General features: G+C 47.8%; 26 protein-coding genes. 23 read left to right on the plus strand and 3 right to left on the minus strand.

Translation table 11 applies throughout. From position 1 onward, the window contains the following. Window positions 1-44: 44 nt before the first annotated feature. Entirely contained in the window at window positions 45-1,124 is a 1,080-nt protein-coding gene (locus CHH53_RS11645) for a GntR family transcriptional regulator (RefSeq protein ID WP_095216304.1), read from the minus strand. A gap of 290 nt (window positions 1,125-1,414) precedes the next feature. On the opposite strand from CHH53_RS11645, the gene CHH53_RS11650 reads away from it, so the two are divergent. The 11 genes from CHH53_RS11650 (at window position 1,415) to CHH53_RS11700 (ending at window position 12,326) form a co-directional block, all read left to right on the plus strand. Further along, window positions 1,415-3,016, plus strand: coding sequence for a xylulokinase (locus tag CHH53_RS11650; protein WP_095216305.1), 1,602 nt, complete (start codon window positions 1,415-1,417; stop codon window positions 3,014-3,016). Between the two features lie 17 nt (window positions 3,017-3,033). Continuing rightward, window positions 3,034-3,729, plus strand: a complete 696-nt coding sequence (locus CHH53_RS11655) for an L-ribulose-5-phosphate 4-epimerase (RefSeq protein WP_095216306.1) — start codon at window positions 3,034-3,036, stop codon at window positions 3,727-3,729. A 33-nt stretch (window positions 3,730-3,762) separates the two neighbouring features. Beyond that, window positions 3,763-5,184 carry an L-arabinose isomerase gene (araA, locus tag CHH53_RS11660; RefSeq protein ID WP_095216307.1) on the plus strand — a complete coding sequence of 474 codons (1,422 nt, stop codon included), beginning with the start codon at window positions 3,763-3,765 and terminating at the stop codon, window positions 5,182-5,184. A 140-nt stretch (window positions 5,185-5,324) separates the two neighbouring features. Continuing rightward, window positions 5,325-6,677 carry a sugar porter family MFS transporter gene (locus CHH53_RS11665; protein ID WP_095216308.1) on the plus strand — a complete coding sequence of 451 codons (1,353 nt, stop codon included), beginning with the start codon at window positions 5,325-5,327 and terminating at the stop codon, window positions 6,675-6,677. Window positions 6,678-6,963: 286 nt separating this feature from the next. Continuing rightward, entirely contained in the window at window positions 6,964-8,115 is a 1,152-nt protein-coding gene (locus CHH53_RS11670) for a GNAT family N-acetyltransferase (RefSeq protein ID WP_095216309.1), read from the plus strand. Window positions 8,116-8,130: 15 nt separating this feature from the next. Continuing rightward, window positions 8,131-8,565 carry an NUDIX domain-containing protein gene (locus CHH53_RS11675; protein ID WP_095216310.1) on the plus strand — a complete coding sequence of 145 codons (435 nt, stop codon included), beginning with the start codon at window positions 8,131-8,133 and terminating at the stop codon, window positions 8,563-8,565. A gap of 90 nt (window positions 8,566-8,655) precedes the next feature. After that, window positions 8,656-9,417, plus strand: coding sequence for a MerR family transcriptional regulator (locus CHH53_RS11680; RefSeq protein WP_095216311.1), 762 nt, complete (start codon window positions 8,656-8,658; stop codon window positions 9,415-9,417). Window positions 9,418-9,484: 67 nt separating this feature from the next. Continuing rightward, on the plus strand, window positions 9,485-9,790 hold the full coding sequence (locus CHH53_RS11685; RefSeq protein WP_095216312.1) for a DUF3219 family protein: 306 nt from the start codon (window positions 9,485-9,487) through the stop codon (window positions 9,788-9,790). Window positions 9,791-9,995: 205 nt separating this feature from the next. Further along, window positions 9,996-10,178, plus strand: coding sequence for a YolD-like family protein (locus CHH53_RS11690; RefSeq protein ID WP_095216313.1), 183 nt, complete (start codon window positions 9,996-9,998; stop codon window positions 10,176-10,178). A gap of 163 nt (window positions 10,179-10,341) precedes the next feature. Beyond that, a complete protein-coding gene (locus CHH53_RS11695; RefSeq protein ID WP_095216314.1) occupies window positions 10,342-11,811 on the plus strand; it encodes a nicotinate phosphoribosyltransferase in 1,470 nt (489 codons plus the stop codon). Window positions 11,812-12,053: 242 nt separating this feature from the next. Next, complete coding sequence (locus tag CHH53_RS11700) at window positions 12,054-12,326, plus strand: HU family DNA-binding protein (protein ID WP_093727965.1); 273 nt, start codon at window positions 12,054-12,056, stop codon at window positions 12,324-12,326. A gap of 52 nt (window positions 12,327-12,378) precedes the next feature. On the opposite strand, the gene CHH53_RS11705 is transcribed toward CHH53_RS11700, so the two are convergent. Both CHH53_RS11705 and CHH53_RS11710 read right to left on the minus strand, forming a co-directional pair. Next, the gene (locus CHH53_RS11705; RefSeq protein ID WP_095216315.1) at window positions 12,379-12,789 is read right to left on the minus strand and encodes a hypothetical protein; all 411 of its coding nucleotides are present in this window, start codon (window positions 12,787-12,789) and stop codon (window positions 12,379-12,381) included. A gap of 13 nt (window positions 12,790-12,802) precedes the next feature. Beyond that, complete coding sequence (locus CHH53_RS11710) at window positions 12,803-13,441, minus strand: serine/threonine-protein kinase (protein WP_095216316.1); 639 nt, start codon at window positions 13,439-13,441, stop codon at window positions 12,803-12,805. Between the two features lie 251 nt (window positions 13,442-13,692). Between CHH53_RS11710 and CHH53_RS11715 the strand changes: the two genes are divergently transcribed. From CHH53_RS11715 to CHH53_RS11770, 12 genes are all read left to right on the plus strand, one after another. Further along, a complete protein-coding gene (locus tag CHH53_RS11715) occupies window positions 13,693-14,235 on the plus strand; it encodes a DinB family protein (protein WP_095216317.1) in 543 nt (180 codons plus the stop codon). Window positions 14,236-14,492: 257 nt separating this feature from the next. After that, the gene (locus CHH53_RS11720) at window positions 14,493-14,882 is read left to right on the plus strand and encodes a sporulation protein (RefSeq protein WP_095216318.1); all 390 of its coding nucleotides are present in this window, start codon (window positions 14,493-14,495) and stop codon (window positions 14,880-14,882) included. A gap of 177 nt (window positions 14,883-15,059) precedes the next feature. Continuing rightward, complete coding sequence (locus tag CHH53_RS11725) at window positions 15,060-16,388, plus strand: hemolysin family protein (RefSeq protein WP_095216319.1); 1,329 nt, start codon at window positions 15,060-15,062, stop codon at window positions 16,386-16,388. A gap of 72 nt (window positions 16,389-16,460) precedes the next feature. Next, entirely contained in the window at window positions 16,461-17,249 is a 789-nt protein-coding gene (locus tag CHH53_RS11730) for an AraC family transcriptional regulator (RefSeq protein WP_233135061.1), read from the plus strand. Window positions 17,250-17,329: 80 nt separating this feature from the next. Continuing rightward, complete coding sequence (locus CHH53_RS11735) at window positions 17,330-18,481, plus strand: Gfo/Idh/MocA family protein (RefSeq protein WP_095216321.1); 1,152 nt, start codon at window positions 17,330-17,332, stop codon at window positions 18,479-18,481. A 14-nt stretch (window positions 18,482-18,495) separates the two neighbouring features. Beyond that, complete coding sequence (locus CHH53_RS11740) at window positions 18,496-19,671, plus strand: dihydrodipicolinate synthase family protein (protein WP_095216322.1); 1,176 nt, start codon at window positions 18,496-18,498, stop codon at window positions 19,669-19,671. Beyond that, window positions 19,668-20,486, plus strand: coding sequence for a sugar phosphate isomerase/epimerase family protein (locus CHH53_RS11745; RefSeq protein WP_095216323.1), 819 nt, complete (start codon window positions 19,668-19,670; stop codon window positions 20,484-20,486). Before CHH53_RS11740 ends, CHH53_RS11745 begins: the two co-directional genes overlap by 4 nt. Before the next feature lie 16 nt (window positions 20,487-20,502). After that, on the plus strand, window positions 20,503-21,597 hold the full coding sequence (locus CHH53_RS11750; protein WP_233135062.1) for a Gfo/Idh/MocA family protein: 1,095 nt from the start codon (window positions 20,503-20,505) through the stop codon (window positions 21,595-21,597). Beyond that, window positions 21,594-22,787, plus strand: a complete 1,194-nt coding sequence (locus CHH53_RS11755) for a Gfo/Idh/MocA family protein (RefSeq protein ID WP_095216324.1) — start codon at window positions 21,594-21,596, stop codon at window positions 22,785-22,787. The genes CHH53_RS11750 and CHH53_RS11755 overlap by 4 nt, the downstream gene beginning before the upstream one ends. A 54-nt stretch (window positions 22,788-22,841) precedes the next feature. Then, complete coding sequence (locus CHH53_RS11760; RefSeq protein ID WP_095216325.1) at window positions 22,842-23,852, plus strand: TRAP transporter substrate-binding protein; 1,011 nt, start codon at window positions 22,842-22,844, stop codon at window positions 23,850-23,852. Window positions 23,853-23,872: 20 nt separating this feature from the next. Beyond that, complete coding sequence (locus CHH53_RS11765) at window positions 23,873-24,364, plus strand: TRAP transporter small permease (protein ID WP_158221550.1); 492 nt, start codon at window positions 23,873-23,875, stop codon at window positions 24,362-24,364. Then, window positions 24,361-25,671 carry a TRAP transporter large permease gene (locus tag CHH53_RS11770; protein ID WP_095216327.1) on the plus strand — a complete coding sequence of 437 codons (1,311 nt, stop codon included), beginning with the start codon at window positions 24,361-24,363 and terminating at the stop codon, window positions 25,669-25,671. Before CHH53_RS11765 ends, CHH53_RS11770 begins: the two co-directional genes overlap by 4 nt. The last annotated feature ends 7 nt before the right edge of the window (window positions 25,672-25,678 follow it).

Raw genomic sequence — 25,678 nt, forward strand, 5'->3', positions numbered from 1 at the left:
AATTAGGGTGGACAGAACAGGGAGACTCCTCGGAAGCATTTCAGTCATGTGAGTTCTTTGACTGTTTCCCCTTCGATCATTTCCGGCTGATAATAAATTTCATTCGGTAAATCTTTCTTTCCTTGAAGCTTCATGATGATCCAATCAGCGGCATCACGCCCCATCAGTTCTTGCGGATGGGTCAATGTAGTCAATTGGATATTGGCATTTTTGGCAATATAGGAATTGTCCTGACCGATGATGGACAATTTGTCTGGTACTGCTATATCTAGTTGTCTGCATACATTCACTACTTCTAATCCGACTTCATCGTTGTAGCATATGATGGAAGTCAGCGTCTCCTTATATTCTGTGAGGAATTTTTTCATATTCATACGCAAATCTTGTTTGGTTTCTGTATCGAAAGAGAGTACATGCTCGGGCTGAAAAGGTAATTTAGCTTCACCGAGCGCTTTTATATACCCTTTCATTCGATACTTTCCTTGTAAATCATCCATTTTTGCAACAAGACCAATTTGTGTATGTCCTTTATTTATCAATAGATTTGTAGCAAGATAACTGGATTGTACATCGTCCAGGCATAGATAAGGTACATCCAATTCCTCGTAATGAGCATTGATCATGATAAATGGTATATCTTTTTCCTTGAATGATAGGTAATAAGCAATATTGGGATTGTATAAATTACTCCTGGTAGGCTCGACTATCAAACCATCCACTCCATAAGATAACATCATTTCCAAAGCTTTTTTTTCCTGTTCTACATCATTATTGGTACTAGCTAATAGCAAGGAATAGTCCTCTTCATTGAGACGCCCTTCAATCCCGCGGATGATCGAAGGGAAGATATAATCGGATATATAGGTTGTAATGACGCCGATTGTTTTATTGGTGGGTTTACCGGAGGATTTGTACTCACCGCTGACATAAGTCCCGGATCCTTTCTCGCTTCTCAGGAATCCTTCGGTGGCTAATTCCAAGATTGCCTTGCGTACAGTGTGGCGGCTGACGTTATAAGTTTCTTGCAAAGCCGATTCAGTGGGAATCCGTTCTCCTACGCTATAATCTCCTGATAAAATCTTACTCTTTAATTCTTCTATAATGACCTGATATTTTGTTTTCATATTTCTATCACTTCCCAAGATTTATTAGCGGACTAATTTAATTACGAATGATATTTGTATGGACATATTCTATCATTTGCAACCTGGAAAGAAAACAAAATCCGTATTTTAAAGAGATGGTGTTAGGGGATTTTTGATTATCCTCTGATCTTGATAGCGGGTGAATGAGTTATTTGTAAGTACATATTTAAAAATTGTTGACATTTGTACGTACAGAAAATATACTGAAGTCATTAAATGAAAGCGCATTCTCAAAGGGGGTGCTTTCAATATAGGGGGGTTCAGATCCTATGAATCGAGATGCTATCACACAAGCCATCATAAGGGGAGATACGTCACTTGGTATTGAATTTGGGTCCACTCGCATAAAAGCAGTGCTGATCAACAATGGTTTTGAGACGATCGCGTCCGGAAGCTATGATTGGGAAAATCGCTTGGAAGGTGGAATCTGGACGTACAATCTGTTGGATATCATTACCGGTATGCAGACTGCTTACAGTGAAATGAAACAAGAAATTGAACGAAGTTATGGTGTTACCATCCGCACAATCGGTTCCATCGGGTTTTCGGCCATGATGCATGGATACATGGCCTTTGATAAAACTGGTGAACTGCTTGTTCCGTTCCGGACTTGGCGCAATGCAACAACTCATGCTGCCGCAAAGGCATTGACCGATGCATTCCGATTCAATATTCCTGAAAGATGGAGCATAGCGCACCTTTATCAGGCAATTTTAAACGAGGAAGAACATCTGCCGCGTTTAAATGTGATCACTACATTAGCGGGATTCGTACATTGGCTCCTGACAGGCAACAAAGCCATCGGGATAGGTGATGCATCGGGAATGTTCCCGATTGATGAGAGGACACAGAATTATAACGAGCGGATGATGGAGCAGTTTGAAGAGATGATTGCAGGAAAAGGTTATCCGTGGAAGTTAAAGGATATTCTCCCTAAGGTATACAAAGCTGGCGATCAAGCGGGCTCATTGACGGATGTCGGAGCGAGGATCCTGGATCGGTCCCAAAATTTGCAGCCGGGAATTCCTGTTTGCCCTCCGGAGGGTGATGCGGGTACAGGCATGGTCGCGACAAACAGTATAAGAAAACGGACAGGGAATGTCTCGGTCGGGACCTCCGTCTTTGCCATGGTAGTGCTGGAGAAGGAGCTTTCGGAGGTGTACCCAGAAATAGATATAGTGACTACGCCGACAGGAAGCCCAGTTGCAATGGTCCATGCAAACAATTGTTCAAGTGACCTGAATGCCTGGGTCGGTATATTCCGCGAATTTGCCGAGGCGCTGGGAATGGAAGTGAAATCGGATTTATTATTCGAGGTACTGCTGCATGAAGCTTTGCGCGCAGAACCAGATGGCGGCGGTTTGCTTAGCTATGGTTATTTATCAGGCGAAAATATCACTGGTTTTGAAACTGGGCGTCCCTTATTTGTCCGTTCACCCAAGAGTAATTTCAATCTTGCTAATTTTATGCGAACGCAGCTGTTCAGTGCTTTCGGGGCATTGAAAATAGGAATGGATATCCTGAATAAGCAGGAGAGAGTGGCAATCGACAATATCGTTGCGCATGGCGGACTTTTCAAGACACCTATAGTGGGGCAGAAAATGGTGGCCGCTGCGATGGATGCTCCTGTGTCGGTAATGCCTACAGCGGATGATGGCGGAGCGTGGGGTATTGCCCTGCTTGCTGCGTATATGGCGCATCGAGAGGAACAGGAAAGCCTCGGTCATTTCCTCGACCAGAAGGTTTTTGATTCCGTTCATAAGCAGGAAATGTATCCCGACGCATTTGATGTGAGGGGTTTTGAGGATTTCATTACGAGATATGAGCGTGGGTTGGCAATCGAGCGGGCAGCAGTTGATCATTTAATTTAAGGATTGGAGGATCTGACATGTTAGAACATTTGAAAGAAGAAGTTTTTCAAGCCAATCTGGACCTTCCAAAGTATGGACTGGTGAAGTATACCTGGGGAAATGCGAGTGGAATCGATCGTGAAAGCGGCTTGTTTGTCATTAAGCCAAGCGGCGTCGATTATGACACGATGACAGCCAGTGACATGGTCGTTGTTGATCTGGAAGGAAATGTGGTGGAAGGGGAGCTGAATCCATCTTCGGATACAAAGACACATGCGGTCCTGTATAAGCATTATACGGAAATTGGCGGCATCGTCCATACGCATTCCACTTGGGCAACCATCTGGGCGCAAGCTGGCCTGGATGTCCCGGCAATGGGAACCACGCATGCAGACACCTTTTATGGCTCTATACCATGTGCGCGTTTCTTGACACAGGAAGAGATCGATCGCGGCTATGAAGCTGAAACAGGCAATGTCATCATCGAGACATTCAAAGAGCGGGATTTGGACATTATGTCGATACCTGGAGTGCTGCTGCGCGGGCATGGTCCATTTACTTGGGGCAAGGATGCCAAAACGGCAGTGATGAACAGTGTGGTGCTGGATGAAGTTTCAAAGATGAATTTATTCGCTCGGGAACTAAATCATTTTGCGGAGGAGCTGCCGCAGCGGATATTGGATAAGCACTATTTACGAAAGCATGGCAAAGATGCTTATTACGGGCAGAAGTGACGCAATACCAAATGATGAGGAGGAGAGTCTGCAATGGAAACAAATAACAATGTATTTTGGTTTGTGGTGGGTTCGCAGCATCTATATGGGGAAGAAGCCTTGGCGGAGGTGAAGGCAAATGCACAAGCGATTACAGACGCATTGAATGAAAGCGGTGTCTTGCCTTATTCAATAGTTCTGCAGGATTTAGCTGTAAGCGCGGACAAAATCACAAACATCATGAAAGAAGTAAACTACCGGGATGAAGTAGCCGGTGTGATTACATGGATGCATACATTTTCTCCAGCAAAGATGTGGATACGAGGAACGAAACTGCTGCAGAAGCCTCTGCTTCATTTAGCGACACAGTTTAAGGAAAGTATACCTTGGGATACGATCGATATGGATTACATGAATCTTCACCAAGCTGCACACGGTGACAGGGAATATGGTTTTATCAATGCCCGATTGAATAAACGGAATAAAGTGGTGACTGGTCACTGGAAACGTGAAGAAGTACAAAAGGAAATTGCAGCTTGGATGGATGCAGCGGTTGCGTATAAGGAGAGTTTCAACATCAAAGTTGCCCGATTCGGTGACAATATGCGTAATGTAGCAGTTACCGAGGGAGATAAAATCGAAGCACAAATACAGTTTGGCTGGACAGTGGACTACTACGGCATCGGGGACTTGGTCCGATATGTCGATGCGGTTTCGGAAGAAGAAGTGGATGCATTGTTCGGTGAATACAGAGATGCTTATGTATTCGAGTATGGTGACTATAATTTGGAGGAATGGGAAGCTAGTGTCAAAGTGCAGGCGAGCTATGAAATTGCCATCAAACGTTTCTTGGATGAAGGGGGCTATTCTGCTTTCACGACCAATTTCGAGGATCTATATGGCATGAAGCAGCTACCGGGACTTGCTGTCCAGCGATTGATGGAGCAAGGATACGGATTTGCCGGGGAAGGCGACTGGAAAACAGCAGCGCTGGATCGTCTGCTCAAAGTCATGAGTCATAACCAATCCACTGGATTCATGGAGGATTACACCTATGAAATGACTCCGGGTCAGGAATCTGTCCTTCAGTCCCATATGCTTGAAGTCGATCCGAGTCTAGCCGGCAATAAACCAAAAATTGTGGTATCTCCGTTGGGCATCGGTGATCGTGAGGATCCCGCGCGTCTTGTTTTTGATGGCAAGGCGGGAGAAGGAATCGTTGTTTCCATGGCGGATTTTGGTACCCATTACAAACTTCTCATAAATGAAGTGACGGCATTCGAGCCTGCGATCCCTGCTCCGAAACTGCCTGTGGCCCGGGTCCTCTGGAAAATCAAGCCAAACTTCCACGAAGGCGTCAAGGCATGGATTGAAAACGGCGGCGGTCACCATACCGTGGTGTCGTTGAATCTGACGACAGATCAGATCATAACGTATGCCAAACTAGTCGGCTTGGAATATGTCGTGATCAAGTAAGATCGTGTCTCCAAGGGAGTGATGCTCCCTTGGGGATGATGATTGTGTCAGAAGTGCATTTTCCTTTTGTTGCATAAAATGAAAGCGCTTAAAAAGTCTTGTGCGAAATAGAGAAGCCAACATAAAGGAGAGTTAGTAGCATGAATAAAGTTTCAAGTAAATTTATCTTTTTCTTCGGATCATTTGCTGGTATCTTGTTTGGTTATGATATAGGGATTATCGCTGGTGCAGAAGGGCCCATTCACGACGAGTTTGACTTAAGCCCATTATGGCTGGGAATCGTTGTGTCTTCCTTGATGGGCGGGGCGATAATAGGATCGATTCTAAGCGGATTGCTCGGAGATAGATTCGGGCGCAGAAATATCATCCTGGTGTCCTCGGTGATTTTCTTTGTGGGTGCGATCGGATCGGCAATTGCCCCAGAAGAGATAACCTTGACGATTGCGCGTGTCATCTTAGGGATTGCTGTCGGGACAGCTTCGTCCTTGGTACCGGCGTACATGTCCGAAATAGCTCCGGCAAAGGTTCGCGGGAAATTGTCAGGGTTGAACCAATTGATGATTGTAAGCGGTATGCTTTTAAGTTACATTGTGTCTTTTATCTTTGAACCAGTTCCGAACAGCTGGCGCTGGATGTTGGGAAGTGCAGGGATTTTTGCAGTGGTGCTATACTTTGGGGTGCTAAAGCTGCCGGAATCTCCACGCTACTTGATTAAGAAGGGGATGGGGGAGAAAGCGCGGGAAGTATTGTCTTCCCTGAGGGATTCGAAATCGGAAGCAGAGGCAGAAATTCAGGAAATCAAAAAAATTGCGAAGCAAGAAAAGACAGGAATTGGCCAATTATTTCAAAAGCGATTTCGCATGGCCTTGATCATCGGGGTTGGGATTGCTACCTTCCAGCAAATCCAAGGCTCTAACTCCATTGTCTACTATGCCACCAGTATTGCACGCGATGTCGGCTTGGCACCGCAAGTTGCTGCGGGTTTTACGGTGATAGTCGGTGTGATTTTCGTTGTGACTACAATTATATTCCTGCAATTTGTAGATAAATTCAATCGGCGTGCCATCCTTACGGTGGGTGGTGCAGGTATGGCACTTTCCTTCTTTGCACCAGCAATCCTGGAGCTTATCGGGATAAATGAAAGCGCACTCAATTGGATCACTTTAGTATCGTTGTGCTGTTTCATCCTCTTCTATTCATTTTCTTGGGCGCCGCTTACATGGATCATTGTCGGGGAAATCTTCCCGTTATCGGTACGCGGAATCGGGGCGGGAATATCCTCTGCCTTTAACTGGACCGGTTCCTTGCTGGTTGGTCTGGTCTTCCCGATTCTTGCCGATCAATACAGTTTTGGCGTCATTTTCTCCTCTTTCGGCATCATATGTGTTCTGGGGCTGCTTTTCGTTCGATTTGTAGTGGTCGAAACAAAGGGGCGCAGTCTGGAACAAATAGAGGCAGAGCTTGGAGCACGTTCTGAAAGGTCGGCAGGTTGAGTGTAGGCCTTTATAAAGGAAAAATGAAATTTCGCGCAAAAGTCGCTGCATGCATGGACTTTTGCGCGTTTTCATTTGTCAATACGATACGCGCTTTCAGCCATTTCCTTTCCGTTTTTTCGGTGGAAGTCACCTGACAAAGGATTTAGGAGCAGGCATCATGTTATTGTCTATTTTCCTTCTTACAACCAAACGGCCGATCAATCCAAAACAAACACGGGTTAATGGTAATCTGCTGGGATTGGTTATGCTATAGTTAAAAGGAAAAAATAGAGGAGGGATCAGGATGAAGACAGAACGGTTACAAACGCAGGATTTGGAAGCGGCAATTCAAATGTCGGAGTATGCCTTCCGGTACCGCATCACGGAAGATAAGCGGGCGGAGAGACTGGAGCATATGGACCGGCATCAGCAGCTTTACGGAATCAAGGAAAATGGGAAGCTCGCTGCCAAGCTGCATCTGCTGCCGCTTGCGGTCAGACTTGGCGGACAGACGATTCCAATGGGCGGCATTGCTGGTGTAGCCACCTATCCTGAATATCGACGGAATGGTTATATCAAGCGGCTTTTATCCGATACGCTTTATCACATGCGCGAGCAAGGGATGTCTGTTTCCATGCTGCATCCCTTCTATGTCGATTTTTATCGTCGATTTGGGTATGAGCTATTCACGGATCGTACGATTTATACGCTGAAGAAGAAAGATCTCGTCCGGATGAAGACAGTCCAGGGTACAATAGAACGCGTGAAGAAGGAAGAGCATTCACGAGAAATCGAGGATATCTATACGGCTTATGCAGCTACATACAGCGGTATGCTGGCACGGGAAGCTTCCTGGTGGCAGCAGCGTTTTTATGGTGACCATGATTTCATCGCCATTTACCGTGATGAGGATGGCAAGGCACAAGGATATATCATTTATGAGATTGCTTCTCGTGACAAACTTGATATTTCAGAATTCATTGCCCTTACGGCAGATGCACGTATCGGTTTATGGAATTTCATTGCGCAGCATGATTCGATGTTTGAAGAGGTTACGCTTGATCTTGCACCGCATGATCCGCTCGTCTTCATGCTGCCGGATCCTGAGCTTTCCGTGAAGCATTATCCATACTTCATGGCGCGGGTTGTGGATATTCCGGCTTTCTTCCAAAAATATGTGTGGCAGGCTGATCCTGCTGGTATTGTGCTTCAAGTGGAAGACCCAGTCATCAAGGAAAATAACGGGATATTTGCGCTTCAGGAAGGAAAAGCAGCAGCTTCTTCTGAAACCGTCGGCATCAAGCTATCGATCAATATGCTTTCAGCTATTGTGTTCGGCTACAAGCGTCCGCTTGTCCTGTGGCAGGCTGGTTTGATCGATGGACCGGAAGAGATGATCCAAAAATTGGAGCACAGTATCCCAAGGCGTGAACCGTATTTTTATGATTTCTTTTAAGGAGATTGGCATTATATGAAAAAGAAAGAATTTCACCGTCTTGCCCGCGCTGTCATCCGGAAGGGAGACAGCATTCTGCTTGCTAAGGCAGACGGATGGCAAAACAGCTTCCTGCCCGGCGGTCATGTCGAGATCGGGGAAGGGGCAGAATCGGCTTTGCTGCGGGAGCTGCAGGAGGAACTGGGTGTGAAAGGGAAAGTGGTCCGTTTTCTTGGTGATTTTGAGCATAGCTGGCAGCACGAAGCTACCACGCACTTTGAATTGACACATGTTTTTGAAGCAGTGATCGATGATATGCAGATCGAGAGCCAGGAACCGCATCTGCGTTTCTTTTGGGCAAAGCCGGAAGAATTCGACCAGCTGGACCTGCAGCCGTATCCCCTGATCGAGGTCTTGCGTGAAAAACAGCTTCCCGCTTCCATATGGCGGAGCACCTATCAGACAAACTGATTTTCATCGGTTTGTCTTTTTCTTTGAAAAAAGGCTTGCGGTTTACGCTGCGTCAACGTTTAGAGTGTAAAGCAGAAGGGAGGGATCTTGATGATATATACCGTTCAGAAGCTGGCTGAGCTTGCCGGTGTAAGCAAGCGTACGCTGCGCTATTACGATCAAATCGGCCTGTTGCATCCAGCTGAGATCAATGCGAGCGGCTATAGGATCTATACGGAAAAAGAGGTGGATTTGCTGCAGCAGATCCTCTTTTATCGGGAGTTGGGCGTGGATCTGGATACAATCAAGTCCATCATTCATTCGCCGGGATTCGATAGGGAAAAGGCGCTGAAGGAGCACCGGGACAGCTTGCTGGAAAAGCAGGAACGTATTCGGAGGCTCCTTGGAAATGTCGAGAAGAGCATTCAAGCGTTGGAAGGGAAGGTACAGATGACGGATAGCGAGAAGTTCACAGGCTTCAAGGAAAAGCTGCTGGCTGAAAATGAATCAGCCTATGGAGAGGAAATCAGAGAAGCATATGGCGAGGAAACAGTCGAAGCTTCCTATCAGAAATTCCGTGGATTGTCGGAGGAGCAGTACAAGCAGATGGAGGAAGTGGAACAGCGCGTATTCGAAACGCTGCGTAAGGCGATGAAGGAAGGGGATTCTGCCGGACAGGCAGCAATGCGAGCCGCTGGGCTGCATCGGGAATGGCTGTCTTTTACATGGCCTGCCTATTCAAAGGAAGCGCATGCGGGGTTGGCGGAGATGTACGTCCAGGATGAACGTTTCACGGCTTATTATGAAAACAAGGCTGGAAAGGGCGCGGCTCAGTTTCTTCGTGATTGCATCGAGCAGTACACGAAATCTTAGCGCTATGCTCCGTTTTTGTATTGTTTAACAAGGAGGTGATACACTTATTGGTAAAAGGAGAGATGACATGGATAGAAAAGTGATTGTGAACGGTATGGAATTGGGGGCATATGAATATGTTCATCAATATGTCGATAAAGGCGGACAGCAGCTTCATGAGATCAGGTTTAAATTCCCGGTGACAAGTGAGGCTTATCATGATGTGGCGGTTTTGCTTTATAAAGATGACTTTCAGGTGGAGGTTCCTGAAGATGAGATTGCGTTCGAGGCCACAATCAAACAATATAGCACAAGTATCACCAATCTTTACGAAGAAGGACAGGTGGGGGAGTACTCCCTTGTGCTGGAGGAAAAGGCAGGAGCTGCGGATTGAGCATCACCGCAGCTTCTTTTATGAAAACAGGTAATATAAATGATTGTTTTTAAAAGAATTATTTCCTTGTACAACGAAAATTGAAAGATACCTTTCTTTATGTATAAAACTTCACAAATTGGTCACACTGTATGGTGTAAGCGGTTACTTTATGGCGTATACTAACAGTATAAAGTGTGAGGTATACAGAAAGGAGAGGCTGAGGGTGATTTTGAAAGCGCTCAAGGAAAATGGTGATATGACCATCTCTTATTATGAGAACGGGACGCTGCATACCTTTACCGGAAGATATCATAATCTGAATCTCTTGGACCAAACGCTTTGTCTGGAAAATGATGAAAAGAAACGAATGATAATCCATATCGCAGGTATTCAGCAGATACATTGATCAAGCAGCCGAAAGCATCTTTCGATGTTTTCGGCGATTTTTTTATGTTTTTTACCAGTTTTGCGGTACAATAGATGGAACGAATAAGATACCGTTCCCTTATGTAAACGGATACGGGAAAACAGCTGTCAGAAGAACGGGCTGATTAGTGGAGGTTTCAAGCATGAGTTCGCAATATCCAGATGATGGACTGAGTTTACATACAGATCTTTATCAAATCAATATGGCGGAAACATATTGGAATGATGGGATCCATGATAAAAAAGCAGTGTTCGAGGTTTCGTTCCGCAAGCTGCCGTTCGGTAACGGCTTTGCCATATTTGCGGGGTTGGAACGTGTCATAGAGTATTTGCAGCAATTCCGATTAACGGAAAGCGATTTGGCTTACTTGAAGGATGAGCTTGGTTACGGGGAGGATTTCCTTGGCTTTCTGAAGGATCTGCGCTTTACAGGCACGGTCTATTCTGTCGTGGAAGGAGAGCTTGTTTTCAGCAATGAACCGCTCATGCGGATCGAGGCTCCCCTGGCGGAAGCACAGCTGGTGGAGACGGCGATTTTGAATATCGTCAACTACCAGACATTGATCGCGACGAAAGCATCGAGAATCAAGCTCTTGCTTGGCGATGAGATTGCTTTGGAAATGGGAAGCCGGCGCGCCCATGAGCTCGATGCGGCTGTATGGGGCACGAGAGCGGCATATATCGGCGGATTCGAGGCGACTTCGAATGTCCGGGCAGGCAAGAAATTCGGCATTCCGGTTGCCGGTACTTTGGCGCATTCCATGATTCAGGCTTATCGTGATGAATATACGGCATTTACGAAGTATGCAGAACGGCATAAGGATTGTACTTTCCTTGTGGACACATATGATACACTCCGTTCAGGCGTACCGAATGCCATTCGAGTAGCTAAAGAACAAGGCGATAATATCAATTTCCGTGCAATCAGGCTCGATAGCGGTGATTTGGCTTACTTGTCCAAGAAGGCGCGGAAGGCGCTGGATGAAGCTGGATTTACGGAGACAAAGATATCGGCATCGAATGATTTGGATGAAGAAACGATCCAAAGTTTGAAGGCGCAAGGAGCGAAGATCGACATTTGGGGCATCGGGACAAAGCTGATCACAGCGTATGATCAGCCTGCTTTGGGTGCGGTGTATAAACTTGTGAGCATCGAGGAAGATGGTGCGATGCAGGATACAATCAAAATCAGTGCCAATCCCGAAAAGGTATCGACGCCTGGCTTGAAGAAGGTCTATCGAATCGTCAATCGGATCAATAAGAAATCCGAAGGGGACTACATTGCCATGGAGGATGAAAATCCCCAGGAAGAGGATCATCTGAAGATGTTCCATCCGGTCCACACTTACGTCAGTAAGTTTGTGACGGATTACGATGCGGTTGATTTGCATCAGACAATCTTCAAGGATGGCGAGCTGGTCTATGAGCTTCCGGCTATCGATGACATCAAGGCTTATGCGAAAGAAAATCTGTCATTGCTATGGGATGAATATAAGCGTCCGAAATCGCCGGAGGAATACCCTGTCGATCTCAGTCAAAAGTGCTGGGATAATAAGATGGAAAATATCCAGAGAGTAAAAGATCATGTAAAATCTTTGCATAAAACGACTTAATAGGGTTACAATTCTGTTTATTGGGAATAACTGTATCATCCGATCATTATCTCGCAAATGGAAAACCTGTGAAAATGCTGTTGCAGCAATGTTAAGAATGCAGATTAATAGCCATGAAAGCAAGAATGCATGCTATAATAAGGAAATACGGGAGCAGCAATGTTCCTGCATATTAAACGCAAACATACAGCTTTTACATCAGGTGAAGGTTATGTATAAATTTATTAAATGAGGTGTTTTTCATGAACAAAGCAGAATTAGTAGAAGCAGTGGCACAACAAGCAGAACTATCTAAAAAAGATGCAAGCAAAGCAGTTGATGCACTACTTGAAACAATCTCTGAAACACTTGCAAAAGATGAAAAAGTACAGCTTGTAGGCTTCGGTACTTTCGAAGTAAGAGAGCGCGCGGCACGTACTGGCCGTAACCCGCAGACTGGTGAAGAAATCACTATCCCTGCTTCCAAAGCTCCAGCTTTCAAAGCAGGTAAAGATTTCAAAGAAGCTGTTAAATAAGAGACTTCCTTTTGGAATGAAAATGCCGGCGCATACGTGCGTCGGCATTTTTTTATGATTTGCTGATATGGGTGATCGAAAGTTGACCGCCATTTCTCTCCACTTTCCATAAGGGTTCAAACATCGTACGCAGAATGGCGGCTGCCGCCTCGTCTGCTTTCAATCCGCGGATTGTCTTGTCTTCTGTGACGTAGTCCTTGTCTTCCTCCAAGCCAAAGCGCAAATGCAGAAGGTTTCGTACGCCATTGAAGGTGGGGAATGAAATGCTGTAGCCGTCTTTCAAAGCGGCTGCAAGCTTGTTTTTTTGTTCTTGCAGCATCTCGGGGTCAGCTTTTGGATAGCTTTGCTGAATGGTACTTACATCGCCTGCTTCAATCAATTCAGCTGTTTGTTCCCGTCCCAGACCGCTATGGACGATGCGTTCGATTTGATAGGCTTCTGCTTGGGATATGGTTATTGTCATGAATGCTTCTCCTTTAGTGAATGACTTTATTCGACGGTGCTTGAAGGGTGAGGGATTTCCGTCTTTTGTACAGGTAGGCAATCAGCTCCAGCAGAAAGCCGGGCATCTTTTTTGGGAAGAGCTTTTTCTTGTAGAATCTTTCATAGGCTCGGTGAAGGTCCTCCCATTGGGTGCAATGCTTTTGCTGCCGGAATCGTGCTGGATCAATCAATCGGATATCTCCTGCCGGTGTGATCAGGATGTTGCGGAGGTGGATATCCGATGGATTCAATCCTTCTGCTGCGGCATGGGTCAAGGCGCTGTCGATGGCTGCAATGTGATGATCAGTTATCGGGATGCCCTCGCGAAGACAATCGTACAGGGTATGACCAGGGATGTAATCGATCACCAAGTAGCCGTCACCTGCTTCGTGCAGCGTCGGAAAGTAGCGGTTGTTCACAAGTGCTTTATAGATTTCCGCTTCCTCTGCTGCAATGTGACGGAAAGCAGGAAAGAATATCTTCACGACCTTGGAAGAATCGATAAGGCGGAATGCAAACGCGCTCCTGCCGGTCCCGATCAGGACCAAAGAGGCGGGATACGCTGTCAAATGGGGCATTGTATCAGGACCTGACATTTGAATCTGCTTGGCAAGCTGCTCAAAATCAGCCATTTCCAGCACTCCTTTTCTTTGGAACAAAGGCTTGTACAGTCATTTATACGCAAGAATCGGGAAGCAGGTGCATAAAAATAGTAAAAAGCTTCCGCCTTTCGTGATTTCAGCGGGCTTTTCCTGCTTTGGGCTGTTTCACCAAAATATGGACTGTTTCCTTTATTCTTTGGGAAAATAACGATATCGTGTTCTTATGAAGCTTCTTATTTTTCACAGCCTAAACGAAATCAGTTAAAGAAAAAGGTGATCCCATGCAAGAGAAACCTAGTACAACGGAATATCCTGCTTATTACCAAGATTACATGAAACTCGTTCCAGAGGGAAATATTGCAGCTTTGTTCAAGGAACAAAAGCGGCAGACCACGAATCTTCTGCAAGGACTGACTGACGAGCAGGCTTGTTTTGCCTACGAAGCTGGAAAATGGACGATCAAAGAAGTGATCGGCCATCTTACGGATACGGAAAGGATCCTTTCTTACCGTCTTCTGACCATTGCCCGAGGCGATGTGACGCCTTTGCCGGGTTTTGATGAGGATTCCTATGTGCAGCAAGCGAAGTTCACCCAGATGACAGTGGCGAGCCTTCTGGCGCAATACAGGGCGGTGCGTGCCTCGACGATCGCCTTGCTGGAATCTCTGGGCGAGCAGGACTGGGTCAGGCAGGGAATGGCAAACGGTCATGCTACATCTGTCCGGGCGCTGGCTTATATCATGCTTGGTCATGAACGTCATCACCACGAAGTTCTTCATGACCGTTATTTCGCCTCTGCCATGTACCCGGTCAATCGCATGTGATTTGGGGCATATTGACAGGGAAAAGGCAATCGTGTAAACTATATTGCAGATTAATAGAATAGGATTGTGATTGCTCCAAAGGGGAGTAGCTTCCAGTTAAGTCGACAATACGTGATAGCTTGCTGTCGCCGGTTTAACTGACAACGTCATGTTGTTTGCCAGACCTTTGCCAATTTGGTGAAGGCTGATTACAGACGGGACCTTCACAATGTGAGGGTCCTTTTCGTTTAGTAAACGTTAATGGAGGAATAATTTCCATGTTGAAGAAGTGCTTAGAATTGATGCAGTTGCGAGCACCATCGATCAGGCTCGAACTGAATCAGGCAAGCTATCATGCAGGTGATAAGATCGAAGGGCATTTTCGGCTTCTTGGAGGCTGGAAGGACCAAGATCTGAATAGATTGGATTGCGATTTGGTTATAAAAAACAGCGCAACCGATAAAATAGTGAATATAAAGAATGTAATAAGCATTTTCATGTCCAAGCAGCTGAAATCGAATGAACTGATTGATAAGCCGTTCAAGTTCCGTTTGCCAGAGGAACTTGAACCAAGCTCTGATTCATTGATTTATGAGCTGCAGACCAAGCTTATATTCGCCAATGAAAAATGTGCGAAAGATGATAGGCAAGTACGGATTTTAGCGTAGATGCCATAAAGGAGGAGATTGCATTGGGAAGGCTTTGCTGAGAATAACGACCAGTCATGACAGAAGTTTTGCTAGCGCTGCTCCTCGCAGAGGCGTCGCCGGCTATTTTATTAATCGGCTTGTAAACTATCAATCAAATAAGTGAGGTGAGTCCCTTCCGTTAGAGAAGGGAATTAATTGGACCCATCAATAGTCATTAATTTAAGTTTAGTTGTGTTATTCATCATTTTTACGGCCTTTTTCGTAGGTGCGGAGTTTTCGGTTGTGAAGGTGCGCATGTCGCGGATCGATCAGCTGGTGGCAGAGGGCAATAAACGGGCAATCATCGTAAAGAAACTAGTGGATAACCTGGATTATTACTTGTCAGCCTGTCAGCTTGGTATCACTGTAACAGCACTTGTCTTGGGTGCATTGGGTGAACCGACGGTGGAAAAGATGCTTCATCCGTTATTCCACGAATTCGGGCTGTCCGAGTCCTTGTCTACGATATTGTCGTATGCGATTGCCTTCGCATCGGTCACATTCCTGCATGTAGTGATTGGGGAATTGGCGCCAAAGACATTGGCAATCCAGTACACGGAGCAATTGACATTGATTCTGGGCCCGCCGCTGTATTGGTTCGGTAAGCTGATGGCGCCATTCATTTATTTGCTGAATGGTTCTGCTCGTGTATTTCTGAAGCTGTTCGGTGTGAAACCGGCAGCCCATGAATCCGCACACTCGGAAGAAGAGCTGCGCATCATCATGACGCAAAGCTATCAAAGTGGTGAAATCAACAAAACGGAACTTAGTTATATGGAAAATATCTTTACCTTTGACGAGCGTGTAGCCAAGGATATCATGGTACCGCGGACACAGGTGGTCACGTTGGAGAAATCCATGACAGCATCCGAAGTGATCGGGATCATCGATGAACACCAGTTCACTCGTTATCTCGTGACAGAGGATGGAGATAAGGACCATATCATCGGCTTCGTCAATGTAAAGGAAATGCTGACGGATTTTGCTGCAGGCAGAAGACAGAGCCTGCCTAATTTCATTCATGAGCTGCCGCTCATCCATGAGGGGACATCCTTGCAGGATGCCTTGATGAAGATGCAGACCGAACGCGTGCATATTGCACTCGTCGTGGATGAATATGGCGGGACCGCAGGGATCCTGACGATGGAGGACATCCTTGAGGAAATCGTGGGGGAAATCCATGATGAATTCGACGAAGATGAAGTGCCGGATGTCCAGGAAATTTCCGATCTTACCTATCATATCAACGGCCGTGTGCTGCTGGATGATTTGGAGGATCGATTCGGCTTTGTATTCGACAACCGGGAGGACGTGGATACAGTCGGCGGCTGGATTTTTGTTAAGAATGACGATGTGGATTCACAGACCATTGTGGTGGATGCAGCAGGAAATGAGTGGGAGGTTATCGAAATGGATAACCACCAGATCATTATGGTGGAACTGCGCATCCTGGAACAAGAACAGCTTCCGCGCCTGGAAGCTTGAATAGATGAATAAAGAAAAAGGCCGGGATGCCTCGAATGCATCCCGGCCTTTTTTATTGGAGGTGAATGTATATTGATCAGACTCTTTGAAAATAAGCATCAGGAAAAAAATGAAGTTGCCAGGCATAAGCACAACACGCATCAGCTGCTCTACGTACTTGATGGGGAGGGGAAATGCGAATTGGATACGGAAGGTCGGAAGCTGCATCCCGATAGTATCGTGCTGATCTCCCCGCATACAAATCATGCCATCCAAGCGCAGTCGAAAATGACCGTGCTTGTCCTGGAATTCGATTTCCGGCATCTATCCGAAGATGTCGTTTCTTATCTTGTGGAACCAGTATTTGCAGAGTCCCGCGTCTTGAATTTATCCCTGTTCGAGAGCAGCGAGCTTCGGCAGTTGCTGCGGAAGATGCTGTTCGAGCAATCGCAGAGGCATCCGATTCATGCGATGGGGCTGAAACTGCTGCTCTCGCAGGTGCTTTATCAGCTTGCCATCATGCAGCGGGAGGATACAACACAGGATACTAATACGAGACGGGCAAAATGGCTCAAGCATTACTTGGAAACACGATATTTCGAGATTGCCAGCATGGAGGAAGTCGCTGCCAAGGCAGGTGTGAGCAGCCGCTACATGAATCAGATCTTCAAAGAAATGTATGGTATGACGCCCTATCAATTCCTGACGGAGGTACGGCTTTTGAAGGTAAAGAAAATGCTGCGTGAATCCGACAGGGAGATCGTCTCGATTTGCTTTGAGGTAGGGTTTGAAGCGGTATCGACATTTTATCGTGTCTTTAAGAAATATGTGGGTGTCACGCCGAATGTTTATCGGCGCACGACAGATGACTTCCGAAATTGAGAATGAGGGAAAAGATTGATAAGAAAAATGTAAACGCTTTACTTATACTATCCTTAAATCGGATAGTGGGAGGGCGCGGAATGGCGACGAAGAAAATAGGGATAATCATGAACGGTGTAACAGGCAGGATGGGGACGAATCAGCATCTTATCCGGTCCATTGCGGCGATACGAGCAGAAGGCGGGGTGCTGCTTTCCAGCGGAGACAGATTGATGCCGGATCCGATACTTATCGGGCGGAATGAGGAGAAGCTGGCGAAGCTTGCGCGGGAAAATGATGTGGAGCGCTACAGCACCGACTTGGATTCGGCTTTAGCTGATGGCTATAACCAGATTTACTTTGATTCCCAGACGACCAATCGCAGGGAAGCAAGCATCAAGCAGGCAATAGAGGCGGGGAAGCATATTTATTGCGAGAAACCGACTGCCACCAGCCTGGAAGGATCCTTGGAGCTGGCCAGATTGGCGCGCGAGGCTGGTGTGAAGAATGGTGTTGTGCAGGATAAGCTTTTCCTGCCAGGTCTGCTGAAGCTGAAGCATTTGATCGATAGCAATTACTTCGGTGAAATCCTGTCGGTAAAACTGGACTTTGGCTACTGGGTGTTCGAAGGCGATTGGCAGGAGGCGCAGCGCCCAAGCTGGAATTACCGAGCGGAAGACGGCGGCGGTATCATCGTCGATATGTTTGCGCATTGGCGATATGTCATCGACCATCTTTTCGGTGAAATCGATAGCTTGACCTGTCTTGGAGCGACACATATCCCATATCGGGTGGATGAAGCGGGCAATCGCTACAAAGCGACAGCAGATGATGCAGCCTACGCCATTTTCGCCCTTAAGAACGGGATAGTCGTCCAGGCCAATTCCTCCTGGACGACAAGGGTCGATCGTGATGATCTCGTCACGTTCCAGGTGGATGGAACCCATGGAAGCGCAGTGGCAGGCCTGCGTGATTGCAAGGTCCAGCATCGGGTGACGACGCCAAAGCCAGTGTGGAATCCGGATATTCCGAATACAATCGATTTCCGCTCCCAGTGGGAGACATTGCCGGAAAATCGCACTTATGATAATGGATTCAAGATTCAATGGGAATTATTCCTTAAGCATGTGGAAGAGGATGCAGAATTTCCATGGGACTTGCTGGAAGGTGCAAAAGGCACCCAGCTGTCCGATTTGGGACTGGAAGCTTGGCGAGAGAAGAAATGGGTCACTGTTCCGAGTCTGGAAGTTTAAAAGGAGGAAGCTGCATGACAACGATTCTTTTACCGAAGCAAGGGCGCAAGCTGGAGGAATACAAGCTGGTCCATCCGGCTTCTGCTTATCCGGCTGAGGGATCCTTCCGGACGAGGACAGCCTATTCTGCAGCTCACGTGGTTGCAGATGCGGCTTCCGAAGCGCACCCGGTTCTTGGCGGGGCTATTGATTGGGAGGCCACCTTGGCGTATCGCAAGGTATTATGGAAGCTCGGGTTTGGTGTGGCAGAAGCGATGGATACGGCGCAGCGCGGCATGGGGCTGACATGGGAGATGGCAAAGGAATTGATTTCGGTAAGTGCAGCGGAAGCAAAAAAGGAAAAAGCAATGCTTGCTTCCGGTGCCGGGACGGATCATTTGCCTGCAGACAGGACGTTTACGATGTCGGAAATCAAGCAAGCTTATGAGGAGCAGTGTACATTTGTCGAAGGCACTGGCAGCCGGGTCATCTTGATGGCGAGCCGTGCGCTTTCTGCCAGCGCCCGATCTGCAGAAGATTACAAGGACGTCTACGGACATGTGCTTGCAGGGGTGGAACAGCCGGTCATCCTGCATTGGCTCGGACCGATGTTCGACCCGAAATTGACAGGCTACTGGGGATCGGAGACGGTCAGCCATGCGATGGATGCTTGTCTTGATTTGATCCACCGATATGAAGCGAAAATCGATGGGATCAAGATTTCTTTGCTGGATAAAGACAGGGAGATCGAGATGCGATCCAAATTACCGGCATCTGTCCGAATGTACACAGGGGACGACTTCAACTATCCAGAGCTGATTCAAGGCGATGGCAATCGATACAGCCATGCACTGCTCGGGATATTCGATGCAATTGCACCAGCTGCTTCCGAGGCGCTGCGTGCGCTCGATTCGGACGATCTGGATGGATATGGGGGAATTTTCGATAAAACGGTACCGCTGGCAAGGCACATCTTCGAAACGCCGACGTACGCGTACAAGACAGGAGTCGTTTTCCTGGCTTATCTGAATGGGTATCAATCACATTTCCGGATGATCGGCGGAGCGGAAGGGGCCAGGTCTGTCCTCCATTTGAGTGAATTATTCCGTTTGGCTGATCAGGCGGGTGTCCTGGTGGATCCAGCGCTTGCGTCAGAACGGATGCAGCTGGTATTGAAGCTTGCAGGCATCGAACAGAAGGTGATGTCATGACAAAGGCTGATTTGCAGCTTCTCAGTCTCAATCAGATTACGACGGAAAACTGGTCCCTGACCGAAGCGATCCAAGGCTGTGCCCGGCATGATATCCATTGGATTTCCATTTGGCGGCATAAGCTGGAAAAAATCGCTGTGAAAGAAGCGAAGAAGCTATTGACTGAATATGGTGTGCAAGTATCCAGTCTTTGCCGAGGCGGTATGTTCCCGGCAGCGACCGAGCAGGAAAGGCAACAGCGCATCGACGATAATAAACGGGCAATAGAAGATGCAAAGGCATTGGGTACCGATGTGCTGGTGCTCGTATGCGGTGCTGCATCCGATAAAAATATTGCGCAGGCTCGTCATTGGGTGCGGGAAGGAATCGAAGCGATCCTGCCGTATGCAGAAGAAATGGGGGTAAGGCTCGGAATCGAGCCGCTTCATCCCATGTATGCCGCAGACCGTTCCGTGATCAATACACTGGGACAGGCGAACACATTGGCAGAGCAGCTGCAATCCGATCATCTCGGGGTAGTGGTCGATGCCTTCCATGTCTGGTGGGATCCAGAACTGAAAAAACAGATCGACCGTGCCAAGGGTAAGATCCTCGGTTTCCATGTATCGGATTGGAAGGTGCCGATGGAGGATATGTTCAAAGGAAGAGCCATGATGGGAGACGGTGTCATCAATTTGCGTGAAATGCGCAATATGGTGGAGGAAGCAGGTTATCGTGGTCCGATCGAAGTGGAAATCATCAATCAGGAAATTTGGGATCAGCCAGGAGATGAGGTGCTCCATCAAATGAAGCAATGCTATCAAGCGCATGTGTAGAAGGGGGGGAGGCTGCATGGCACTGCTGAAACAGCTGGAGGAGCTGGCTCGAGGAATGGCAGCGGCTGCTGCTGAACGGGAAAGGGTGCCTTTTACTTTTTCCGCTGCAGGCCTGGATCATCCGCATATCCACAGTATGGTACAGGGCTTATTGGATGCAGGGGCACAGCTGATGCACATCTATGATGAAAATCCAGATCAGGCGAATGCTCTTAGGGCGAAATTCCAAACAGGGCAGGTCGTCCAAGAGCTGTCTGCGATATTGCATAGCGAAGTCGATCTGGTGGCTACAAGTATCGTGCCATCCAAGCGGGGAGCGTTAGGTGTTCAGGTCTTGGAACATGATAAGCATTTTCTGTCTGCCAAAGCTCCTTTCACGACGATGGCTCAATTGCATGCAGCGGAAGATGCCGTGCGGCGCTCGGGAAAGAAATGGGCCGTGTTTTACAGCGAGCGATTAGCAGTGGAGGCTGCTTTGCTTGCCGATGGGATTGTGCAGGAGGGACTGATCGGGGAATTATTTCAGCTCACTGGTTCCGGTCCGCATCGGCTGCAGGCAGAAACGAGACCGGCATGGTTTTTTGATCCAGGGAAGAACGGGGGCATCCTTTGTGATATCGGCAGCCATCAAATTGAGCAGCTGCTTCATTATGCGAGGTGCAAGGATGCGAAGGTGCTCCATAGCAAGGTGGCGAATTATGCCCATCCGCAGTACGGTGACTGGCAGGATTTCGGTGATGCAACACTTGTGACGGATACAGGCGTCAGCCAATATTTCCGTGTCGACTGGTTCACACCCGAAGGACTGCGGGTCTGGGGAGACGGACGAACGGTGCTGCACGGTACCAACGGGTTTGTGGAACTGCGCAAATATACGGATGTGGCACGATCGGCCGTAGGAGATCATCTGTACGTGGTCACGGACGAAGAGGAGATCTATTTCCCTGCCAAAGGAAAGGTTGGGATCCCGTATTTCAGACAGTTGATTGATGATTGTGTGCTGGGGACGGAGACGGCAATGAGTCAGGAACATACTTTCCGGGCAGCGGCGCTGGCAATCCAAGCGCAGGAACAGGCAATCAGCCTGACAAAGGCAGGGGAGAGAAGATGAAGAAAGCAGTCGTTTTAATTGGGATGAATGGATACGGGGAGCATTATTTGAAGGCTTTGCTGCAGCGGGAGGATATTGTATTTGCTGGCATCGTCGAGATCCATCCGGAAAAAAGCCCCCTTTTGCAACTGGTGAAGCAGCAAGGGATCCCGATCTATACAAGGATGGACGCTTTTTATCAGCAAAAGCAAGCGGACTTGGCGATTATTGCAACGCCTATCCATTTGCATACCGAGCAGGCAATTTTTGCACTTCTGCATGGCTCGAATGTCCTTTGTGAAAAACCGATTTTCGCCGATATGCGTGATAAAAAGAAATGGGATGAGGCAATCCTGGAATCGGGAAAATGGGCAGCCATCGGTTTTAACTGGTCATTCACTGCGCCAATCCTGGAGCTCAAGGAAGATATCCTGAATGGAATCTACGGAAAGCCGAAGCAGCTGAAGACCTTGGTGCTGTGGCCGCGCGATGAAGCCTATTTTTCCCGATCGGCGTGGGCAGGGAAGCTGAAGGCGCAGGATGGGCGTCTGATCCGCGATAGTGTAGCCAATAATGCCGCGGCTCATTTTATCCACAATATGCTTTACATGCTGGGGCAGGAGCAGCAGGAGACGGTGTGTATAAAAAGTCTGGAAGCGGAGCTGTACCGAGCCAATGAGGTGGAAACATTTGATACATGTGCCATCCGAATGTATACAGACGAAGAGTGTGAGCTGCTTTTTTACGGATCGCATGCTACAGGGACGGAGCAGGGACCGCAGTTCCAATACAACTTTGAAAAAGGCTGCATCGTCTATGATTGCAATCTTGATCAAGGTATCATCACTGCCTGCACGGAAAATGGCCAGGAGAAGGTCTATGGTAATCCGCAGGCCAATCATTTGGATAAATTGGATTATTGCATTGCTGCCCTGACGGATGGCAGGGAGATTCCGTGCACATACGAAACTGCTCTGGGACATGCGGCAATCATTGAAGCATTACATCAAGATACACTGGCTGGACAACCGTTCCCCGACGAAGTGATTCGAAAGACAGAGACGAATATCCGGGCTGTCATGGATTTGGACCAGACGTTGAATACGTGTTATAGGAGCGGGAAGCTGCCATATGAATTACAAGTAACATGGAGTAAGCCTGCTATTCAGGCTGACGTTATTTCGGCACTGCCGAAAGGGACGCCTGAATAGCGTGCTGTCGCATGCTGTGAATTGTAGGCGCTTTTAATAGGTGGAGGGTGAACGATGAATCAAGCAAAAACGACATGGCTAATTCTTGCTGTTCTGCTGCTTGCCATAGGTGTGGTCATGGTTGTCGCTCCGGCTTCGGATGCCGCTGGCCAGGAGCCGAAAAGGCTGACGATGGGGCATATCCATAATCCGAATAGCCCGGTATATGCCAGTCTGGAGGAATTCAGCGGAGAGCTGGAGCAGCGCACAAATGGGGTACTGACAACGGATATCTATACCGAAGGCGGTCTTGGTGATGAAAGGGTGATGCTGGAGCTTGTCCAAAATGGCGTCATCGATATGGCAAAAGTAAATGGCGGGGTTCTGGAGAGTTTTTATGATGATTTCTCTGTGTTCAGTTTGCCTTATGTTTTCGAGGATGAAGAGCATTTCAAGCGGGTTATGCAATCGGACATCGTGAAAGATCTTTATGAAGAGCTGGAGGCAATCGGTCTTCATGGCATCGCTTATTACGATGCCGGGGCACGGAGCTTCTATACGGCAGATACACCGATTGAAAAACCGGAAGACCTGAACGGACTGAAGATCCGTACAATGACGAATACAACATCGATCCGGACGATGGAGCTCCTGGGTGCCTCGCCGACGCCGCTGCCTGCGCCGGAAGTGTACACCGGGCTTCAGCAAGGTGTCATTGACGGGGCGGAAAGCAGTCCGATCGCACTTACCGATGCGAACCATGGTGAGGTAGCCAAGTTCTTTTCGTATGATGAACACACGAGAATTCCGGATTTTCTCATCATGAGCGAAAAGACATGGGACAGCCTGACACCGGAGCAGCAGCAGGCTGTCGAGGAAGCTGCGGCGATTTCTTCTGAGAATCATAATGCCCGATGGGACCAGCTGATTGAAGAAAGTATCCAAAAGGCTGAGGACGAGATGGGTGTGACCTTCAATGAGCTTGATCAGGAGCCTTTCAAGGAATTGGTGCAGCCGCTGATTGAAGAAAAGCGTCAAGACCCGGACGTAGCCAAAGTACTGGATGACATCGCGGCGTTACAGTAAATGAAGAGGAGCTGAACGAGGTGGAAAAAGTACGGTATTGGATAGATAAATGTATTTTGCTGGTGACGTGCACATTGACTGTCTTCCTGGTTGCAGGGGCGATCTGGCAAGTCTTCACTCGCTTTGTCCTGCAGAATCCGAGCGTGTTCACAGAAGAGGTACTGCGCTTTTCCTTCATCTGGGTCGGGTTGCTCGGTGCCAGTTATGCATTCGGTGTGAAGGAGCATATTGCACTGACATTCCTGATGTCCAAATGGAAAAATGCCAAGGATAAAAAAGCAGCCGAGCTGGTCATCGAAGTGACGGTACTGCTGTTCATGGTGATTGTCTTTATTGCAGGAGGCACGCAGCTGATGCTTGCTTCCATGACACAGACTTCACCGGTCCTGGGGCTGCCGATGGGTTATGTATATGCTGCGCTGCCATTATCCGGCTTGTTGAGTGTCTATTACATCGTCACGAACCGATTCATGGCACGTAAGGAAGCTGCCCGGGGGAGGGACGCAGCATGACGAGTGTGGCTCTTGCGGGTATTGTTTTGTTCGCGCTTTTCTTCCTGCTCATTTTCTTTGGTGTTCCAATCGCAATCAGTATCGGCTTATCTACATTGGCTGCCGGGGCTATGCTGCTGCCATTCGATGAAATATTAATGGTCGTCTCGCAGCAGTTCATCGCTGGAATCGATAGCTTTGTCCTGTTATCACTTGTCTTCTTCACATTGGCTGGAAGCATCATGAATACAGGAGGGATTGCACAGCGGCTGATCAATTTGGCGAAATTGCTGGCCGGACGCCTGCCTGGTTCCCTGGCGCACACAAATGTCATTGGTAATACTTTGTTCGGTGCCTTGTCGGGATCAGCCATCGCATCAGCTGCCACAATGGGAAAAATAATGGCGCCGATGCAGAAGAAAGAGGGCTATGACCCAAGCTATTCGGCAGCTGTCAACGTAGCTTCTGCGCCAGCAGGGTTGATCATTCCGCCGAGCGGCACACCAATCTTATATTCAGTCCTGAGCGGGGGGACCTCGATCGGTGCCTTGTTCATTGCTGGTTATGTGCCAGGGATACTAATGTCCATCTTGATCATGGCCACAGCTTTCATCGTTGCCAAGCGGAAAGGATATGCAGTCTCCGAACCGATCCGTTTTTCCCAGGCAGCCAAAGTAATCCTGGACGCCATCCCGAGTCTGCTGCTGATCGTCATCGTCATCGGCGGCATTTCGTTCGGTGTCTTTACCGCGACAGAGGGAGCGGCTGTGGCTATTCTCTATGCAGTGGTGCTTTGCTTGATTTACAGAAGCCTGAAATGGAAAGATGTCCCCATAATATTGCGGGACACGGTCATTTTCTCAGGTGTCATCTTACTGCTTATCGGGGCTTCATCAGCAATGTCCTGGATACTGTCCTACTCCAAGCTGCCGCAGGTGGTCAGTTCAGGCATCCTTCAAATCAGTGACAGTCCGATGATATTGATATTGATAATGGTATTATTGCTGCTGCTTGTCGGAACATTTATGGATATCGCCCCAGCTTTGCTCATCTTTACACCGATTCTTTTGCCGATTGCATTGGAGCTGGGTGTTCATCCTGTTCATTTCGGAATGATCATGTCTATGGGGCTGGCAATCGGTACAATCACGCCGCCGGTAGGTACTGTACTCTTTATAGGTGCGAAGGTAGGAAATGTCACAATCGAACAAGTGACCAAACCGCTTCTGCTCTTTTATATTCCGGTCATTCTAGCCTTTTTGGCAGTCGCCTATATTCCGGCGTTAAGCCTCTGGCTGCCAGAGCTCATGGGTGTGCTTGATAAATGAGGGGGAA

This window comes from Terribacillus sp. 7520-G (assembly GCF_002271665.1).
In the GTDB taxonomy this organism is placed as follows: Bacteria; Bacillota; Bacilli; order Bacillales; family Amphibacillaceae; genus Terribacillus.

Coding starts and splice junctions, on each gene's coding strand:
- CHH53_RS11645 (WP_095216304.1), bottom strand. CDS start 1,124: ATGAAAACAAAATATCAGGTCATTATAGAAGAATTAAAGAGTAAGATT.
- CHH53_RS11650 (WP_095216305.1), top strand. CDS start 1,415: ATGAATCGAGATGCTATCACACAAGCCATCATAAGGGGAGATACGTCA.
- CHH53_RS11655 (WP_095216306.1), top strand. CDS start 3,034: ATGTTAGAACATTTGAAAGAAGAAGTTTTTCAAGCCAATCTGGACCTT.
- araA (WP_095216307.1), top strand. CDS start 3,763: ATGGAAACAAATAACAATGTATTTTGGTTTGTGGTGGGTTCGCAGCAT.
- CHH53_RS11665 (WP_095216308.1), top strand. CDS start 5,325: ATGAATAAAGTTTCAAGTAAATTTATCTTTTTCTTCGGATCATTTGCT.
- CHH53_RS11670 (WP_095216309.1), top strand. CDS start 6,964: ATGAAGACAGAACGGTTACAAACGCAGGATTTGGAAGCGGCAATTCAA.
- CHH53_RS11675 (WP_095216310.1), top strand. CDS start 8,131: ATGAAAAAGAAAGAATTTCACCGTCTTGCCCGCGCTGTCATCCGGAAG.
- CHH53_RS11680 (WP_095216311.1), top strand. CDS start 8,656: ATGATATATACCGTTCAGAAGCTGGCTGAGCTTGCCGGTGTAAGCAAG.
- CHH53_RS11685 (WP_095216312.1), top strand. CDS start 9,485: ATGGATAGAAAAGTGATTGTGAACGGTATGGAATTGGGGGCATATGAA.
- CHH53_RS11695 (WP_095216314.1), top strand. CDS start 10,342: ATGAGTTCGCAATATCCAGATGATGGACTGAGTTTACATACAGATCTT.
- CHH53_RS11700 (WP_093727965.1), top strand. CDS start 12,054: ATGAACAAAGCAGAATTAGTAGAAGCAGTGGCACAACAAGCAGAACTA.
- CHH53_RS11705 (WP_095216315.1), bottom strand. CDS start 12,789: ATGACAATAACCATATCCCAAGCAGAAGCCTATCAAATCGAACGCATC.
- CHH53_RS11710 (WP_095216316.1), bottom strand. CDS start 13,441: ATGGCTGATTTTGAGCAGCTTGCCAAGCAGATTCAAATGTCAGGTCCT.
- CHH53_RS11715 (WP_095216317.1), top strand. CDS start 13,693: ATGCAAGAGAAACCTAGTACAACGGAATATCCTGCTTATTACCAAGAT.
- CHH53_RS11720 (WP_095216318.1), top strand. CDS start 14,493: ATGTTGAAGAAGTGCTTAGAATTGATGCAGTTGCGAGCACCATCGATC.
- CHH53_RS11735 (WP_095216321.1), top strand. CDS start 17,330: ATGGCGACGAAGAAAATAGGGATAATCATGAACGGTGTAACAGGCAGG.
- CHH53_RS11740 (WP_095216322.1), top strand. CDS start 18,496: ATGACAACGATTCTTTTACCGAAGCAAGGGCGCAAGCTGGAGGAATAC.
- CHH53_RS11745 (WP_095216323.1), top strand. CDS start 19,668: ATGACAAAGGCTGATTTGCAGCTTCTCAGTCTCAATCAGATTACGACG.
- CHH53_RS11750 (WP_233135062.1), top strand. CDS start 20,503: ATGGCACTGCTGAAACAGCTGGAGGAGCTGGCTCGAGGAATGGCAGCG.
- CHH53_RS11755 (WP_095216324.1), top strand. CDS start 21,594: ATGAAGAAAGCAGTCGTTTTAATTGGGATGAATGGATACGGGGAGCAT.
- CHH53_RS11760 (WP_095216325.1), top strand. CDS start 22,842: ATGAATCAAGCAAAAACGACATGGCTAATTCTTGCTGTTCTGCTGCTT.
- CHH53_RS11770 (WP_095216327.1), top strand. CDS start 24,361: ATGACGAGTGTGGCTCTTGCGGGTATTGTTTTGTTCGCGCTTTTCTTC.